The organism is Paenibacillus sp. ClWae2A (assembly GCF_032452295.1).
GTDB lineage: Bacteria > Bacillota > Bacilli > Paenibacillales > Paenibacillaceae > Paenibacillus.
In genome coordinates this window covers 1,026,629-1,044,540 of sequence record NZ_JAULSQ010000001.1, presented here as the reverse complement: position 1 = coordinate 1,044,540, position 17,912 = coordinate 1,026,629, and the positions used below count along the sequence as shown (strand labels likewise).

Annotated in this window: 13 protein-coding genes; 10 read left to right on the top strand and 3 right to left on the bottom strand. The window is 44.8% G+C overall.

Going from position 1 to position 17,912, the window contains the following annotated elements; translation table 11 throughout:
• Positions 1-537 precede the first annotated feature (537 nt).
• The 3 genes from QVE09_RS04300 to QVE09_RS04290 all read left to right on the top strand — a co-directional run bounded on the left by QVE09_RS04300 (position 538) and on the right by QVE09_RS04290 (position 5,261).
• Entirely contained in the window at positions 538-2,025 is a 1,488-nt protein-coding gene (locus QVE09_RS04300) for a glutamate synthase subunit beta (protein WP_315935825.1), read from the top strand.
• A gap of 279 nt (positions 2,026-2,304) precedes the next feature.
• A complete protein-coding gene (fur, locus tag QVE09_RS04295) occupies positions 2,305-2,796 on the top strand; it encodes a ferric iron uptake transcriptional regulator (protein ID WP_036613667.1) in 492 nt (163 codons plus the stop codon).
• Positions 2,797-2,921: 125 nt separating this feature from the next.
• Positions 2,922-5,261 (top strand): type IA DNA topoisomerase, encoded by a 2,340-nt coding sequence (locus QVE09_RS04290; RefSeq protein WP_315935824.1) that lies wholly within the window; start codon positions 2,922-2,924, stop codon positions 5,259-5,261.
• A gap of 28 nt (positions 5,262-5,289) precedes the next feature.
• Here the strand turns inward: QVE09_RS04290 and QVE09_RS04285 are convergent, their stop codons facing one another.
• Together QVE09_RS04285 and QVE09_RS04280 are read right to left on the bottom strand one after the other, a co-directional pair.
• Complete coding sequence (locus QVE09_RS04285) at positions 5,290-6,054, bottom strand: HAD family hydrolase (RefSeq protein WP_315935823.1); 765 nt, start codon at positions 6,052-6,054, stop codon at positions 5,290-5,292.
• 49 nt (positions 6,055-6,103) lie between these two features.
• Positions 6,104-7,024 (bottom strand): ArsR/SmtB family transcription factor, encoded by a 921-nt coding sequence (locus QVE09_RS04280; protein ID WP_315935822.1) that lies wholly within the window; start codon positions 7,022-7,024, stop codon positions 6,104-6,106.
• A gap of 391 nt (positions 7,025-7,415) precedes the next feature.
• On the opposite strand from QVE09_RS04280, the gene QVE09_RS04275 reads away from it, so the two are divergent.
• The 5 genes from QVE09_RS04275 (at position 7,416) to QVE09_RS04255 (ending at position 12,941) form a co-directional block, all read left to right on the top strand.
• A complete protein-coding gene (locus tag QVE09_RS04275; RefSeq protein ID WP_315935821.1) occupies positions 7,416-8,606 on the top strand; it encodes an MFS transporter in 1,191 nt (396 codons plus the stop codon).
• Between the two features lie 83 nt (positions 8,607-8,689).
• A complete protein-coding gene (locus tag QVE09_RS04270) occupies positions 8,690-9,415 on the top strand; it encodes a phosphonate ABC transporter ATP-binding protein (RefSeq protein WP_036613671.1) in 726 nt (241 codons plus the stop codon).
• A 22-nt stretch (positions 9,416-9,437) separates the two neighbouring features.
• A complete protein-coding gene (locus QVE09_RS04265) occupies positions 9,438-10,757 on the top strand; it encodes a hypothetical protein (protein ID WP_315935820.1) in 1,320 nt (439 codons plus the stop codon).
• Positions 10,750-11,448: a response regulator transcription factor gene (locus tag QVE09_RS04260; protein ID WP_017688086.1), complete on the top strand. Its 699-nt coding sequence runs from the start codon at positions 10,750-10,752 to the stop codon at positions 11,446-11,448. Before QVE09_RS04265 ends, QVE09_RS04260 begins: the two co-directional genes overlap by 8 nt.
• Positions 11,445-12,941 (top strand): sensor histidine kinase, encoded by a 1,497-nt coding sequence (locus QVE09_RS04255; protein WP_315935819.1) that lies wholly within the window; start codon positions 11,445-11,447, stop codon positions 12,939-12,941. The genes QVE09_RS04260 and QVE09_RS04255 overlap by 4 nt, the downstream gene beginning before the upstream one ends.
• 66 nt (positions 12,942-13,007) lie before the next feature.
• Here QVE09_RS04255 and QVE09_RS04250 read toward each other — a convergent pair whose 3' ends face one another.
• Entirely contained in the window at positions 13,008-14,234 is a 1,227-nt protein-coding gene (locus QVE09_RS04250; RefSeq protein ID WP_315935818.1) for a glucose-1-phosphate adenylyltransferase, read from the bottom strand.
• Positions 14,235-14,427: 193 nt separating this feature from the next.
• On the opposite strand from QVE09_RS04250, the gene glgB reads away from it, so the two are divergent.
• Both glgB and glgA read left to right on the top strand, forming a co-directional pair.
• Positions 14,428-16,434: a 1,4-alpha-glucan branching protein GlgB gene (gene glgB / locus QVE09_RS04245; protein WP_315935817.1), complete on the top strand. Its 2,007-nt coding sequence runs from the start codon at positions 14,428-14,430 to the stop codon at positions 16,432-16,434.
• On the top strand, positions 16,431-17,873 hold the full coding sequence (gene glgA, locus QVE09_RS04240) for a glycogen synthase GlgA (protein ID WP_315935816.1): 1,443 nt from the start codon (positions 16,431-16,433) through the stop codon (positions 17,871-17,873). The genes glgB and glgA overlap by 4 nt, the downstream gene beginning before the upstream one ends.
• Positions 17,874-17,912 lie beyond the last annotated feature (39 nt).

Below are 17,912 nucleotides of genomic sequence, written 5' to 3'. Positions count from 1 at the left end.
TCTTTTCTTTAGAAAAAAATGAGTCACTTGTTTAAACTGGAATACATATTACATTAATATAACACAAGTAATTGATATTCATGTATATTATACATACGACCAAGCATTAAACAGTAAAAAAGTGTAAAAGTTTTGAGGTTTTAACGTTGTGAAGCCCTAAAAGGGGTCTGATATTCGGAATTAAGAACGATTTATAGCAAAATATGTTGGATTTCATGACAAATTATCTGACATTCACTTAACGTTTCGACCTTTTATTTCTTTAACACACAACAGATTTCGCAGTTCAAATCCGCATTTAACACCAAAATAAGGGTATTGACCATGGGTAGACTTGAAAGATATGATGTATAAAATACAAATAATTATGCGGATAATCCATTTAATATTCAGCACATTAAATGCTACTATAATTGAAATATCTTCGAGAAGATTTTGTGATACAATAGACAAAAACTCAAGTAATGAGTAATCCATTTCATATAGAACCATGCACATGAAGGGATTAAGACAAGAACGGATGGGGGAAAACGTAAGATGTCTACACCTACTGGATTTATGGAATACAAACGTCAACTGCCAGCAGATCGTGAGCCAGCGGAGCGGATTAAGGATTGGGAAGAGTTTCATAAACATATGGCTGAAGAAGAGCTCAGAACACAAGGTGCACGATGCATGGATTGTGGTACCCCGTATTGCCATACAGGTATAGATATGATTGGAGGCACGTCAGGTTGCCCCGTGCATAACCTGATTCCGGAATGGAATAATCTTGTATATCGCGGACTGTGGAGAGAAGCACTTGAGCGCCTTCACAAAACGAATAATTTCCCGGAATTTACAGGTCGCGTCTGTCCAGCTCCTTGCGAAGGATCATGTACAGTTGGCTTAATCGGTCAGCCTGTAACCATCAAAACGATTGAAGAAGCAATTATTGAAAAAGGTTTCGAAGAAGGATGGGTCGTTCCCCAACCTCCTGAAAAACGTACGGGTAAACGTGTAGCTGTGGTAGGTTCAGGTCCAGCGGGATTAGCTACTGCGGCTCAATTGAATAAAGCAGGACACTCGGTAACCGTATATGAGCGTTCGGACCGTGTCGGTGGATTGTTGATGTACGGTATCCCAACGATGAAATTGGATAAAAAAGTAGTTCAACGTCGTGTTGATCTGCTTGAAGCAGAAGGTGTTCAATTCATCACGAATACCGAGATCGGTAAGGATATTGCAGCACAACAACTCGTAGATGATTATGATGCTGTTGTATTGTGTGGTGGTGCAACCAAGCCGCGTGAATTCAATATTGAAGGCAGCGACTTGAAAGGCGTTCATTACGCGATGGATTTCCTGAATGGCAGCATTAAGAGTTATCTGGACTCCAATCTGGAAGATGGTCAATATCTGTCCGCGAAGGATAAAGATATTATCGTCATTGGTGGCGGTGATACAGGATCTGACTGTGTAGCTACATCGTTGCGTCATGGTTGTCGTACTATTACTCAATTCGGTACGCATACACAAGCGCCTATGGAACGTGATCGTATTAACAACCCTTGGCCGCAATTCCCGAACGTATACACACTTGATTATGCACAAGAGGAAGCCAAAGCGTTGTTTGGTCAAGATCCGCGTGAGTTCTCCATCATGACAACGAAATTTGTCGGAGACGATGAGGGGAACCTCAAAGAATTGCATACCGTACAGATCGAGCGTATTGTGGATGAGACTGGTCGCAAGATTTATCAGCCGATTCCAGGTACAGAGCGTGTATTCCCGGCACAGATGGCCATGATTGCTATTGGTTTTGATGGACCGGAACAAACGTTGGTAGAGCAGCTGGGACTTGCAACAGATCGTCGCACGAACGTTAAGGCACGTTATGGCAAATACAACACCAATGTGGATAAAGTATTTGCAGCAGGTGACATGCGTCGTGGTCAAAGCTTGGTTGTATGGGCGATTAATGAAGGCCGTGAGGCTGCTCGTGAAGTGGACAAATACTTGATGGGTGCTTCGGTACTGGTGTAACAATTTACAATAAGTCAAGTAACACACGAATACTAAAAACAATGTAAAAAGTATAGAACAGGATATCAATGACAACCTTCGCTTTCAGCGAGGGTTGTTTGCTGTTATTTTAACCAATTTGACTACATATTTCATGTAAGTGTGAGCAATAGCATTGCTTTTTAAGTGATAAAGATTTATTATTATATTATAATGATTATAAATAAGGATTAACTGAAACCAACAATCAGAACGATAAAAGTAAAATCTAATGAATATAAACCGGAGGTGCGACCTGCTATGGCAAGTAACCGGGACAAGTCCATTTCAGAACAGATCTTTCACATTAAAAATCAATTGGTTGAAAAAGGATATAAGTTAACACAACAACGGGAAGTTACTGTACGTGTATTGCTTGAACATGAAAAGGATCATTTTAGCGCAGAGGAAGTATTTCTTCTAGTTAAGGAGCAGTTCCCTGAGATTGGATTGGCTACCGTATACCGCACTCTCGAACTGCTGAGTGACCTTCAGGTCGTTGAAAAGATTAACTTTGGTGACGGCGCTGCGCGCTTTGATCTGCGAAGTACAGACGGTTCCCATCACCACCATCATTTGATCTGTACAGAATGTGGTAAAGTGGAAGAGATCATGGAAGATGGTCTGCTTCGTTTGGAACAACAAATTGAGCGTCAGTATGGCTTTGCTGTTACGGATCATCGTCTGGATTTCCAGGGTGTATGCAAAGAGTGCAGACAAAAGCATGTATTAAAGGAACAGGCAGCAGGATAATTCATTTCGGGAAGGTGCTCCCGAATCCAAAATCTGATATAATGAGTTTCAGAAGCAAGGGGCTTCCGTCGGCGGAATGCCCCTTTTTGCCGTCATGCGGACGGTGAAGGAGGAGAGATGGACGGATGAAGACACTGGTTATAGCGGAAAAACCCGACATGGGTCGAACCATTGCCGCCGTCATAGAACCAAAGGCCAAGAACAATCGCACGTATCTGGAGGGTGATCATTACATCATCACTTGGGCGATAGGGCATTTGCTTGGACTGGCTGAACCGGATGCCTATGATACGAAGTACAAGCGCTGGAATATAGCGGACCTGCCGATCATACCCGATCAGTTCAAGATTGTACCCAATCCGAGGACAAAAGATCAGCTCAAAATGATTGGAGAACTGGCGAAACGGGCTTCAGTGATCGTTAATGCTTGCGATGCAGGGAGAGAAGGGCAGTACATCTTCGCCCTCATACAACAGCAATTGAAGCTGCGTCAGCCTGTAAAGCGTTTATGGATATCGGATTTGACGGCTGAGAGCATTAAACGTGGTTTTGATGGTCTGAAGGATGCCTCTGAGTTTGAAAATTTGACCCATGCTGCTCGCGCCAGAAGTGAAGCCGATTGGCTGATCGGCATGAATGCCTCACGGGCGTTTACAACCCGCCATAATGCATTGTTGTCTGTGGGCCGTGTGCAGACGCCGGTACTCGCGCTAATCTACGATCGGGAAATAGAGATTGAAGCGTTCCAGTCACAGACCTTTTATGAAGTGGCCGCCTGGTTTCGACAGGAAGGTGTCGAGTACCGGGGACTGCGTCAGGGAGATAAGCTGACCGATGCGGAGGCAGCAGAGGCCATTGCAGCCAGTGTGAAGGGCAAGACAGGTCAGATTACCAAATACGAAGCAAAGCAGACGAAGGAGTATCCGTATCGTTTGTATGACCTGACCCTTTTACAGCGTGAAGCCAATGCCAAGTTCGGATATGGTGCCAAAAAAACACTGGATATCGCGCAGGCCTTGTATGAAAAACACAAGGTAATTTCGTATCCGCGGACAAACTCCAACTATGTTACAGAACAGAATATTGAAGGTATGCACAAAACGCTAAACCTGCTTAAAAATGGTACCTATAGTGAGCTTGCACAAGGGGCCAAGCCAGAGCTTGTTCATAAAAATAATAAAGGGGTATGTAATCCGAGCAGGGTTGAGGATCACCATGCGATCCTACCTACTTTGAAGCGACCAGGTACCTTATCCAAGGATGAACAGAATATCTATGATTTGATTGTCAGACGTTTCTTGTCTCACTTTTATCCTCCGGCGGAGTATAAGCAACATACCGTGCTCACGGAAGTGGAGAAACATCAGTTTAAGACATCTGTCAAAGAGCTGCTGTCCCTCGGATGGAAAGTGGTTCTCGGTTCTGGAGATCAGGAACAGGGCGGTGCAGGCAAGAAGAAGACTAAGAAAAACGGCAATGAGGAAGAGGAAGCTGAAGAGTGGACGGATAAAGCTTTTGCTGTACAACCCGACTTGCCTGTTCAATGTACGAAGAGTGAGTTCAAGGAGAAGGCGACCCAGCCTCCCAAAAGTTATACCGAGGGAACATTGCTCAAAGCGATGGAGAGTGCAGGCAAACAGATCGAGAATGAAGAGCTGCGAGATGCGATGAAAGACAGTGGTTTGGGTACTCCGGCTACACGTGCTGCTACGATTGAGCGCCTCAAAAACGTAGGTTACATTACGCTGCAAGGGAAGAAAATGCAGTTAACGCTCAAAGGCAGAACGGCTATCGAATTGATTCGTCGAGCAGGCGTAGATCTGTTAACTTCACCTGAGATGACCGGGCAATGGGAAAGAAGGTTATATCAGATTTCCAAAGGTGAAGCGGGTCAGGACAAGTTCATGGAGAACGTTAAGAAATTCACCTTGTCCATCATTGAGAAAGTGCGTGTACAAGCTCCGGCGCCGGCAGATGCTTTTGGTGAAGATTCACGTGCAGGCAGAGGGAAAGGCAAAGGATCCAGAACCCAGGCCGGCAATACAAGGACATCTGCCAAGACAGCTAGTGGCGGTTCAACTGTAAAAACGTCCCGTCAGACTTCGGCATCTTCATCGAGAGCTGGCAGTGGGAAAAGCACGACTACCAAGGCGCCGTCTTCAAGTGCGAGCTCATCCGGAGTGAGAGAGTTACTGGCACCTTGTCCGTCTCCCGGCTGCTCGGGTCAGATTATAGAGGGCAAGAAGGGTTATGGATGCTCACGTTTCAAAGAAGGCTGTTCATTTGTAGTCTGGAAAGAGTATGCGGGCAAAAAAATCACCAGTACGATGTTAAAATCGCTGATTGAGAAGGGGAGTACGCAAGTACTGTCTTTCAAACGAAAAGACGGGAGTACGGTGAAAGCACGTATTATTTTGCAAGACGTGGTAACAGGCAAGTTATCTGGCGAGAAGCAGGATGCTTGATATTAGTTAACATACAGCAAAAGGACCCTTAACCAAGGGTCCTTTTCTGTTGCTGCTGTTGTATATTTTCGTGTATGACTTTGGGTACCTCTTCCAGTGCAGTAATGGTATACATCGACGTTTCCGGATTAGGCTGAAGTTCTACGATGTTGTATTGCCATTCATTCGGTTGTTTGATATAAATGCTGTGAATTCCGGCTTTTACCGCAGGCATAATATCTGTGCGTAGTGAGTTGCCAATCATCCAAGTTGCACGACGATCAAACGGACCATTAGACAGAATGCCTTCCAGTGCCTCGACGTTTTTGTGTTGTCGGATATAGATCCGATCATCAAAATAAGCCGAGAGTTTCATCTGATCAATCTTGCGCTGTTGAATCACGGTTTCGCCGCCAGTATATAAGTAGAGGGAATGTCCAGCACCTTTGAGGTTCTCAAGTGTTTCAACCATATGGGGGTAGGGTTCAACCTCCTGATCGTACACACTCATGCCCAACTTGCTCAGATAAGACTCTTCTCTGGAAGAAGTTGATCTGGCGAACCTCCCAGAAAAGTAACGATAGGTATCAATCAGGGATTGCGGGAAATGATGACTCGCAAAGCCAAGCTTGTTCACTCCGGTTACATCGATTTCCAGTTGTTTTTCACGAATCTCTTGCGTTGTCAGAGAATGTCCATCAAACCACTCCTGCATATTCTCAAAGAATTCTCCCAAAATCAGGTTGAAATACTTGTTGCAGTATACGAGTGTATCATCAAGGTCAAACAAGATATGTTGTTTCATTAATTTCATGATCTAACTCACTCCTTGTAGCCAGCAAATCCACAATGGTTCAACTAAATTATATGCGAATGTAGGATTCCAGAAACATATTCAATTCAGATACGCCATCCGGCCGAATACTGTATTTCTCTTTACGATTACTTCCGAGCAGATGGGTCCGTAGCAGACCTGCGATGCGTAGCGCCATCACCTGATCTTTGACCGTGTCTTCGTCTTTACCCAATTCTTCACACATCTCAGCGAGGGACTTGGGTTCATCCGATACGTAACGAAGCAGGCGAAGTCTCTCAGGATCAGCCAGTGCATGGGTGAAACGTAAAAGGCATGTTGGCGGCTGGTCTTCATTCTCTTCAGGTGCATCTACGGGATACTGCATAATCATCATACCCTCATAGAAGCAATACATATTAATAGGGCGATTGTGCACCGTTGGAAACAGGATAACTTCGTTCAGTCCAGGCATCGGTTCAACAAGAACGCCCGCTGTAGCATATTCAATAAGCAGTTCAGATCCCATTTTATCAAGCAAAATGCGTTTTTCTTCGGCATCTTCTTCGAGCCATACACGCTGATCTTCGCTCATATTCTGACAGTAGTGTTCATCCCATAGTCGCAATAATGGGACATAACTGTTCCGAATGCGCGTAGATTCTTCTATTGTAAGAGCCGGCAGAAGAGGAGACACACGTGCATACAAGTCTTCTGCTGTCATTCCGGCAAGCATGTCCAGAAAATCACGATTCTCCGATGTATCATTTTGATATGCTGCCCATGCAAACAAAACATCAAAATCATCAAAAGGCCAAGTGGCGGCAGGTGCGAGCGCAGCTCGTACATTGGAACTTAGTTTGCCTTCCACTTCCAGAATCCATTCAGGACCAATATCCAGATGCTGAATCCATTTTTTCGTGACATAAACCAGAAAGCTGTTAAGCATTTCATATATCGGTGAAACATCAATTTTCACATGATAAGCCATAATGTTGCAGAATCCTCCCGTCACATCTAAATGTACGCAGCGACTTAAGTACGATTAGTGCGTGTTCAAAAAGTCTGGTTTTCAGTACCAAGAAGATGGAATGAAGCTAGAAATGGAGTAGCGGAGCGTAGGAAAACTACGTGAGCAACGGACATTTCGGCTGAATTCCATATTCGATGCTGATGATGCCACTAGGCATGATTCGTAATCAAAAGTGAACTTTTTGAACAACCTCTATTATGGCTTGTTTTGCAGGGCGTTGTCCACTATAATGTTCAAGTCCGGGGCAAAGCCCCGATCTTTGAATAGCAGTTTAAAACCATATGTATAACATACAAAAGTCGTCAGCGATGGCGATTTTTCTTTGTGTGCTCGCAGGAGGAATGAATTCGTGTCATCGATTACTCGTCCCAAACTATCACACTCGACAGCCAACTATCTTATTTTAATTACGGTTATTGTGGTGGCGGGCATAAGCCAGGGGCTTTTGCTTCCTGTGCTTTCGATTTTTTTGGAGCAAAAAGGGGTTTCACCAGGTTTAAACGGATTAAACGCCGCCGCATTGTACATTGGCTCTTTTGCCATGACTCTTGTTGCGGAGCGACTATTGGGAGCACTCGGGTTCAAAAAGCTAATTGTGGGTAGCCTGATATTGGTCATGGTCCCTTTAATACTATTTCCGTATTTACCGGATATTAAAATATGGTTTATTTTGCGTCTGGTTGTTGGAATAGGAGACAGCGCACTTCATTATGCGGCCCAACTCTGGGTACTTCTTGTTACTGCACCTGAAAAGCGTGGACGCTACATATCGTTATATGGCATGTCCTACGGGCTGGGATTCAGTATTGGACCGCTGGGAATTAAGCTACTTGGCTTCGGCGATGCTGTCCCTTTCTGGGTCTTGTTCATCTGTATTGCAGCAGTGCTTATACTGGTATTAATGAAGCTTCCGGATACGAAACCGGAAAAAGCAGAGCTTGGCCAACTGCCGGAACGTCGCTTCCGTCGAAGTCTGGCATGGGCCTGGTATGCACTGTTACCAGCACTTTTATACGGATATATGGAAGCAGGTATGAATAGTAACTTCCCCGTGTATGGGCTGCGTATTGGATTCGATACCAATCAGATTTCGTCGTTGCTTCCTTTTATCGGGATTGGAGGTTTGTTCCTTCAATTGCCTCTCGGAATGTTGAGTGACCGATATGGGCGTAAGAAGATATTAATGTTTGCAGGCATCAGCGGGGGAATCATCTTCATGCTGGTGCCAGTCGCAGGTACGCATTTCTGGTGGACGCTTGTATTGTTAACCATCGCAGGTGGCCTGGTTGGTTCCTTTTTCTCACTAGGCCTGGCCTATGCCGCAGACATTTTGCCTAAAGTGTTGCTGCCTGCAGCCAACGTAGTGGCATCCTTTCATTTCACGATTGGAAGTATTATTGGACCGAATCTGGGTGGTCAGATGATCAACTGGATTTCACCCGGAAGCATGTTCACCTTGCTCGGAATCATGTACCTTCTTTTTGGCGTGGCAGGTATATTATTTCGTCGTAAACCTGAGTTCGAATCTGTGTTAAAATAGAAGCTGGTGTTCGCATGGAAATTGATGTCCATTTCCGAGTACACTAGTGGTAGGGAAAAACATGGACAAGAGGAGACATCGCGATGATCAGAGTAGAGAACTTGAGTAAATCCGTTGGCGTGGACCGCGTTCCCGTGCTGCGGGATATTCGATTTGATATGCAACAAGGTGAGATGATAGCTGTAGTTGGCTCAAGCGGTAGCGGTAAAAGCATGTTGCTTAAATGTTTGGCCATGATGGAAAAATGGGATTCCGGCCGGTTTACAGTGGATGGTGCCGAGATTTTGAAAGAAGGCTGGTCCGGAAAACGGAAAATCAAACGGGAATGGGCATACTTGGAACAGAATCCAGAACTATTTCCCAGACGTACGGCTCTTAAAAATGTACTAATCGGACGATCGGGTCAGACTCCCGTATGGAGAATGGTAACCGGTATGGTACGTTCCGATGATTATATGGGTGCGATGGATTATCTCGAAGGATTGGGATTACTTGATAAAGCACATCAAATAGCAGAGAAGCTCAGTGGTGGCGAGAAGCAGCGTGTTGCCATTGCAAGAGCACTTGCTCATGGTGCCAAAGTGGTTTTGGCCGACGAACCTGTGATTGGTCTTGACCCTCACACAGCAGATTCGGTGCTGGAAACGCTGCGCAAATTATGTGAAGAAGAACGTGCAACAGTCATTGCAGTACTGCCTATTGAACTTGCTGAGAAACATGCCACACGGATCTGGGGATTGGCAGAAGGCAAGATTGCTTTTGATATTCGTGGACGAAGACTGACACAGCAAGAAAAAAACCAGATTTAAACTATTGAAAAGAGTGATGAGATTGTTTAATTCACGGTGGGGACGCTTCATTGCAGCAGGAACTATGGCGATTATGCTTGGTTCTGTTCTAAGCGGATGCACAGTCATAAGTGACCCCAAGGGTTTGATGAGAAAACCAATGATGTCCACAGATAAGGAAAAACTATACAACGTGGTTCAGGTTAAACTGCCACCAGAGAGTACATTGATCCGTCCTAAGGATATGAATAATACCAGTATGATTCGGGTGGAAGACCTGAATGGGGATGGAACTCGTGAAGCGATTGTTTTTTATGAGACACCGAATGAGAATGTGCGAATCCATGGCATGATTTTGGAAGAGCAGGGAGGCACATGGGTTAAAAAGCTTACATTTGATGTGCCGGGAAATGAGTTGCAATCCTTTAAAGTATTGGATATTACGAATGATGGAAATCCGGATATTATTCTTGGTGTTAGCTTACAGGAGCAGAAAGCGTTGACTGCCTATTCGTACAAGGGCGGGGCACTGGAACAGGTTCTGGGTGGAGTCCCGTATAACCAATATATTATTGATGATGCGCAGGGAAATACGCTGGATTTGAGTGGGGATGGCAAGAGTGATTTTGTTATCATTTCGCTGAACAATAGCGGTTTTGCAACCATTGCGTTATATCAGTACGAAGAGGGCAGCTTCAAGGAAGTTGATCGGGTGCAGACCGATTATACGGTTAAAGAAGTTTACAATGCTCTGGGTGGCGAGATCTCCAAAGGACAGATGGGTATTGTACTGGATGCGGAGCTGGATGATCGGAGTTCCTTCTCGCAAATTATGTATGTTAATGATAACAAGTTAGTCAATGCTTTCAAATCACCGGATCAAACGTACAGAGATGACAAAATTTTAAGCGGTGATGTCGATAATGATGGTATTATTGAGTTTGGACTTAAAGAGACTCCGAAAGGCTGGGAGCATTACGTTTTTGACTCCAGGTTATGGTTCTATACCTATTACCAGTGGGATGGCAAAGAAGGCAAGAAATTTGTCTCGTTCCAATTCCGGGATGACGCTGATTTATTTCATCTAAATCTCAAACCAGAGTGGTACGGTAAGATCACTATAGACACCAAATCGGAAAAGGAAAAATATATTCGATTTAAAATGATTGATACGGATGAAACCGTGGCAGAGATCAAATATTTCACCCTTTCCAAGTGGGAACAGGAGAAGGGTAAAAGCTGGAAGGAAATTACGCGTACCAAAGATCGTGTTATTGCTTCACGGGTAGCACAATCAGAGGCGGGTAAAGATGCACTGAGCAATACTTCTCAGCTGAATAGAAAGGGAGAACTTAATGAGTAAAGTACTTATTCTTGAGGATGAAGAATCCATCCGCAGTTTTATAGTGATTAATTTAAAGAGAAACGGATTCGAAGTGCTTGAAGCGGGTGACGGTCATGAAGCGCTTCGCATACTGCAGACCGTACCGGATATTGATCTGGCTCTGCTGGATGTCATGGTACCAGGTATTGATGGATTCGAGGTGTGTCGACGGATCCGTGAAACCAATGAACGTCTGGGCATCATCTTTTTGACCGCGAAAGTTCAGGAACAGGATAAAGTGTACGCACTCTCCGTTGGTGCAGATGATCACGTTAGCAAGCCTTTCAGCCCAACAGAGTTGATTGCACGTATTCAGTCATTGTTGCGCCGTGTTAACGTGCATCGGGAAACTGCGGCGAAGGTTACGTTCCAGTCCGGGCCATTTTCACTGGACCTGATCTCGAAGCAATTCAAGAAACAAAATGAAGCTATTGAGTTGACTCCAACGGAGTTTTCCTTGATTCAGTTCTTCCTGGAAAAAGAAAATACACCGCTCAGCCGCGATGTATTGTTAGATCATGTATGGGGAAAAGAGTACATGGGTGATCCAAAAATTGTGGATGTCAACATTCGTCGTCTACGTCAGAAAATTGAGAACAATCCTTCCGAGCCCGAATACCTGCAGACAGTATGGGGTCACGGGTACAAATGGAAGGGCCGGGAGCAATGATTAAAAAAGGCATTACACGGCAGATCGTACTACATTATTTCTTTGTAGTTTTTCTTGCTCTGCTGTTGGTCGAATTCGTATTTATGTTGGCAGTGCAAAGGTACTATTATGAAAGTATCTACAATACGATTAGTACCCACATTTCCAATTCAAAGGACTTTTTCGAGCCGATCGCTCGTGAGAATAACACGGAAGACGGTAATAATCTGTCCAGATTGATTGTGAATTTGGCATTGTCCAACACTGAATTGGAAATTTTGGATCTGAACGGGCGCGTATTGGCGAGTTCAACTGCTTTTGAATCCGACCGTGCTGTGCTGCAAACAAGTGATATTATGCAGGCTTTGAATGGGGATATGGGGCGCTGGGTTGGAAGACAACCAGGTACCGGAGAATCCGTCATGGCCGTTTCCCACAAGTTTGATCTTGGCGGCGAAAATACTTATGTTATTCGATATCTGACATCACTCCAAGATGTGAATTCAAAGCTGTTGAATATGGGATTACTTGCCGCTGCGGTCGGTGTTGGCGTGCTTGCTATAGTTTTGATCATCAGTATTGGTATGGCAAATTCCATTGTACGTCCAATCAACAACATCACCGCAGTATCTGCCCAGATGGCCAGAGGACGGCTGGATGTTAGGGTTAAAGGGAATTATAAGCACGAACTGGGCGAATTGGCATCAACACTTAACTTCATGGCACATGAGATTGTGCGCAGTAATCAGATCAAAGATGATTTTATCTCTTCGATCTCACATGAATTAAGAACACCTCTGACCAGTATTAAGGGCTGGAGCGAGACACTGGACTCAGGCGGTTATGATCCGGAAGAAACCCGTATCGGCATGGGCATCATTTCCAAGGAAACCGAACGACTGATTGGACTTGTTGAAGAGATGCTGGATTTCTCCAAATTGCAGCAGAATCAGATGAAGCTGGTTAAAGGAACCGTCAACATTCGTGAAATTGTACAGGAAACGATGTTGAATGTCTGGGCCAAAGCGGAACAAAAACAGGTTCATCTGAAGTTGGAAACGGACGAGACGCGTGCTTATAATGTCCATGGAGACGGCAACAGATTGAAACAAGTCTTTTTAAACGTTGTGGATAATGCAATCAAATTTTCACATGAGAATTCCTGGATCTTCTTGTCCGTCAAAGAGGAGAATGGTCAGATCATTGCAGCTGTTCAGGACACCGGTATCGGAATTAGTGAAGAACACCTAATCAAAGTACGGGACCGTTTCTTCCAGGTAAATCATCAAAATGGGGGAACGGGATTGGGACTTGCGATTACGCAAGAACTGGTAGAACTGCATGAGGGAACGATCACGATGCAAAGTGAACTTGGATCTGGTACAACCGTTACGGTTACATTACCGGCAGTGTCTGAGGAAATGGGTCCAGAAGAATCTGTAACACAATCTGGTGATGCTGAAGCCACAGATGAGCGAACAGCAAGCGATGCAAAATTGGATCAAGAAACATAATATCCGTATCAACACAAAAAAGGCGAGCCATCCAAGGCTCGCCTTTCTTGTATAATGTCTATATTATTATGAAGAAAGTTCACCAGCGCGCAGGCGCCCACTTTTCTCATATACTTCTTTCAACATACGAACAGGTTGCGTACGGACAGCCGGTTTGGCAGAGACGATCTCGTTAGGTCCAACGACCACAATTTCGTCCACCGTACCTTTAACGATTGCACCGTCCTTGATTATTGCACCTTCACCGATGATGGCGCGTTCGATGTGAACCCCACGGCCTATGCGTGCGTTAGGCATAACGACACTGTCTTTAATCTCAGAGCCTTTACCCACTTCAGCGCCGCAGAAGATAACGGAACGTTCTGCACGACCTTCGATTGCACAAGAGTCGTGAATCATGGAAGTAACATGTTCGATCTTCGTATGTCTTGCTTTGTAAGCACTTGGCTTGGAGCGCCAGTCGCGAGTAAACATCGGCCAGTTTTCTTTTTGCAGACTCCAGTCTTCCTCGTTATAGAGCAGATCCATATGTGCATCCCACAGACTTTTAACCGTACCTACATCTTTCCAATAACCATTAAAGTTATAGACAAAGAGGGGATTGTTTTCGTTCAACATTTGAGGAATAACATCTTTACCGAAGTCATGGCTGGATTCAGGGTTAGCAGCATCTTCCAAGAGATGGCGTTTCAGATACTCCCATTTGAACATGTAAATGCCCATTGAAGCCAGATTACTTTTTGGTTCAGCCGGTTTCTCGGCAAACTCGGTTACACGCAAATCAGCATCGGCAGCCATGATCCCAAAACGATGTGCTTCATCCCATGGAACTTCCATAACTGAAATCGTTGCTGCGGCATTGTTAGCCTGATGAGCCTCCAGCATTTCACGATAATTCATATGATAAATATGGTCACCCGACAAAATTAGAACATTTTCGGGGTTTTGCTGATCAATATAATCAATATTTTTATAAATAGCATCCGCCGTTCCCAAGTATTCGTCATTTCCTGTATGATAAGATGGAAGCAAGGAGATTCCTGCCTCACTTGAGTTGCCATGTCCCCATGGTTCTCCTCCACCGATATGATCGTGTAAAGAATCCGCTTGGTACTGCGTAAGTACTCCTACAGTATCGATCCCTGAGTTTACGCAGTTACTGAGAGGAAAATCGATGATCCGGTAGTGCCCGCCAAACGGTACAGCGGGTTTTGCGATACTCGAGGTTAAAGGGGCTAATCGCTTCCCTTCTCCTCCCGCCAACAGCATAGCGATGCAATCTTTATTAAACATAATCGTTTCCCTCCCAAAATATTGTGCATTGTAGTACATCATTAACGCAAAGTAGAGTAAATGAAACTATTGTTACTGTAAAAATTCAGAAAAAAGACAACATTTTCTAAACCACCGCATTTTTCTTTTCAACTTGGCTAGAATGGGGTAATGGTTACTGTTATATCTATTTTCTTGAGAAGAAGGTGATCTCTTGGCCATTCAACCGTTAGCACACCCGGACATATTGCCGGAGCATATTTATTTATTTCATGAAGGTAACCTTCATCACAGTTATCGAATATTGGGCGCACAGCCTGAGACTTGCGATGGCCGTCAGGGATATCGCTTTACCGTGTGGGCACCAAATGCCGTAGAAGTTGGACTGGCTCTGGACCGCAATGAATGGAAAGGCGAAAAGGAACCTTTATATAAGATACCCGAATCAGGATTTTGGAGTCGTTTTTTTCCGGAAATCAGCGAAGGAACTTTATACAAGTTCCGTATATTAACGGAAGATGGAACAGAATTGCTCAAAGCGGACCCATATGCGTTTCAAGCAGAGGTTCGACCTCAGACAGCCTCTGTTACCAGTTCAATCGAAGGGTACAAATGGAATGATGGAGCCTGGAGACGCAAACAGCGTGCCATGTATAACAAACCTCTACATATTTATGAAATGCACATGGGAACCTGGAAGCGCAAAGAAGACGGCAGCCTCTATAGTTATCGCGAGATGGCTGATTTGCTTGTTCCTTACTTATTAGAAATGAAATATACACATGTTGAGATGATGCCCCTCAGCGAGCATCCATATGACCTTTCGTGGGGATACCAAAACACAGGCTTTTACGCGCCAACCAGTCGTTATGGGCATCCTAAAGATCTGATGTACCTGGTGGATACACTACATCAGGCTGGGATTGGCGTATTGCTGGATTGGGTACCTGCGCATTTTGCCAAAGACGCTCATGGATTGCGTATGTTTGATGGTACGCCTTTATATGAGTATGCAGATCCGATGTTAGCAGAGAAGCCTGGCTGGGGTACACTTAGCTTTGACTACTCGAAACCTGAGATTCGTTCATTTCTGATCTCCAATGCATTATATTGGATGGAGATGTATCATTTTGACGGGCTCCGTATTGATGCGGTTACGAGTATGCTTCGGCTTGATTTTGAGAAGCAGCCAGGACAATATCGTACCAATGATGAAGGTGGTCTTGAGAACAAGGAAGCTGTAGCTTTTTTGCAGCAGCTGAATGAAACGGTGTTCAAGTATTTCCCTTATGCATTGATGATGGCTGAAGAATCTAGTGCATGGCCAATGGTGACTTTACCTGTGGATGAAGGTGGTCTGGGTTTCAACTACAAATGGAACATGGGCTGGATGAACGATACGCTTGATTACATGGAATCTGATTTTCATGAGCGTCCTTCCAAACATCATTTGCTGACTTTCCCGGTCGTATACTCCTTTGCTGAAAATTATGTGCTACCTCTGTCACATGACGAGGTTGTTCATGGCAAAAAGTCGCTCCTCGATAAGATGCCAGGAACCTATGAGCAGAAATTTGCCGGCATGCGTGCTTTTCTGGGCTATTTTATGACTTTCCCAGGGAAAAAGCTGTTGTTTATGGGTGGAGACTTTGGCCAGTTCATCGAATGGAAAGATGAGGATCAACTGGACTGGTTCTTGCTGGATTATGACAGTCACCGCAATTTGCATAAGTTTGAGCGTGAGCTGTCTAACCTGTACTTGAGCGAAAAAGCTTTGTGGGAGCTTGATCATTCCTTGGACGGTTATGAATGGATCACTCCGGATGATCAGGACCAGAGTGTCATTTCATATGTACGCAAAGGAAAAAAACCTGCGGATACACTCCTTGTGCTCATTAACTTTCAGCCGGTCAAGCGGGAGCGTTACCGGATTGGTGTCATGCGTCCCGGTATGTATACCGAAGTACTGAACAGTGACCATTCCGTTTACGGCGGTTCAGGCATTACTAATGATATGCAACTGCCTACCGAAAAGATTCCTTTTCATGGGCATCCGCATAGTCTCGAATTGGTATTACCTCCACTGAGCATCGTGATTCTAAAAAAGAACACACGTCGGAAAACGGATGAATCACCTGCGATTATAACTTCCGTCAGTTCAAAAACGAAGAATAAAAATGAAAGCAACACGCTGAAACCGAAGAGGAGGACAAAGGCATGAATATTCTATTTGCTGCTGCTGAAGTACATCCATTTATCAAAACAGGAGGCCTTGCTGACGTAATCGGTGCTCTCCCGTTTGCATTGAAGAAGAGCGGGGCAGATGTGCGGGTGATTATGCCTAAGTACAAGGGAATTCCCGATGAGTATAAAGATGCGTTACAGCCCGTAGTTACAACGGATGTGCCTCTTGGCTGGCGCAGACCCTATTGTGGAATTGAAATGCTGGTTCATGATGGGATTCCAGTATATTTTGTGGATAATGAGTATTATTTTGGGCGTGATGGAGTGTACGGTTATATGGATGATGGCGAGCGTTTCGCCTTTTTCAACCGTGCAGTTCTCGAAGTGTTGCCACAGATTGAGTTCAAGCCTGACGTGCTGCACAGTCATGACTGGCATGCGGGGATGATTCCTTTGCTGCTTGAAGCCCATTATAGACACGATTCATTCTATAGTGAGATGCGAACGGTATTCACCATACATAACTTATTGTACCAAGGGGTATTCCCGCATGAGTTATTCAGTGATGTCCTTGAACTGGACGATCGATATTTCACCGTGGATGGAGCCGAATATTACGGTAATGTCAATTTCTTGAAAGCAGGAATTGTGTATGCTGACCATGTGACAACCGTAAGCCCAACATACGCACAGGAGGTGCAAACCTCTTACTATGGATACGGCTTGGACGGACTGCTCAGTTCACTTGGAGATCGTTTCAGCGGGATTGTGAACGGGATTGATACCAAGAGCTACAACCCGGCAACGGACACCAAAATTCCAGTGAAATACAGAACAAGTTTGTCCAAGAAAACGGAGAACAAAATCGAGCTGCAAAAGGAACTTGGACTTCCTGTTCGTCCCGATGTACCACTCATGGTGATGGTGACAAGGCTCGTGGACTCTAAGGGGCTTGATCTGGTCTGCCGAATCCTGGATGAATTGCTGTACTATGATGACATTCAATTCGCAGTACTGGGAACAGGAGAGCAGGCATATGAACACTGGTTCCGGGAAGCCGCGAATCGTTATCCGCTCAAAATGTCTGCACAGATCATGTTTAACGATGGGTTATCCCGCCGCTTCTATGCAGGCAGTGATATCTTCCTGATGCCATCGAGGTTCGAGCCATGTGGTATTAGTCAGCTTCTGGCTCTGCGGTACGGTAGTGTGCCTCTCGTAAGGGAAACAGGCGGTCTGAACGACACTGTGCAGGCATACAATGAATTTACTGGAGAAGGGAATGGTTTCTCATTCACAAGCTTTAATGCACATGACATGATGAATACCATTCGGCGTGCTGAGGAGATCTACAAACAGCCAGAACACTGGAAGAAAATTGTGAAAAATGCAATGAGCGGGGAATACAGCTGGAACGTCTCAGCTGAAGAATATATGGACATTTATCGTCGAATCACACTTGAAACGATGCAATAGTTTTAAACACTTGAGCCGCAGTATATATCTACTGTGGCT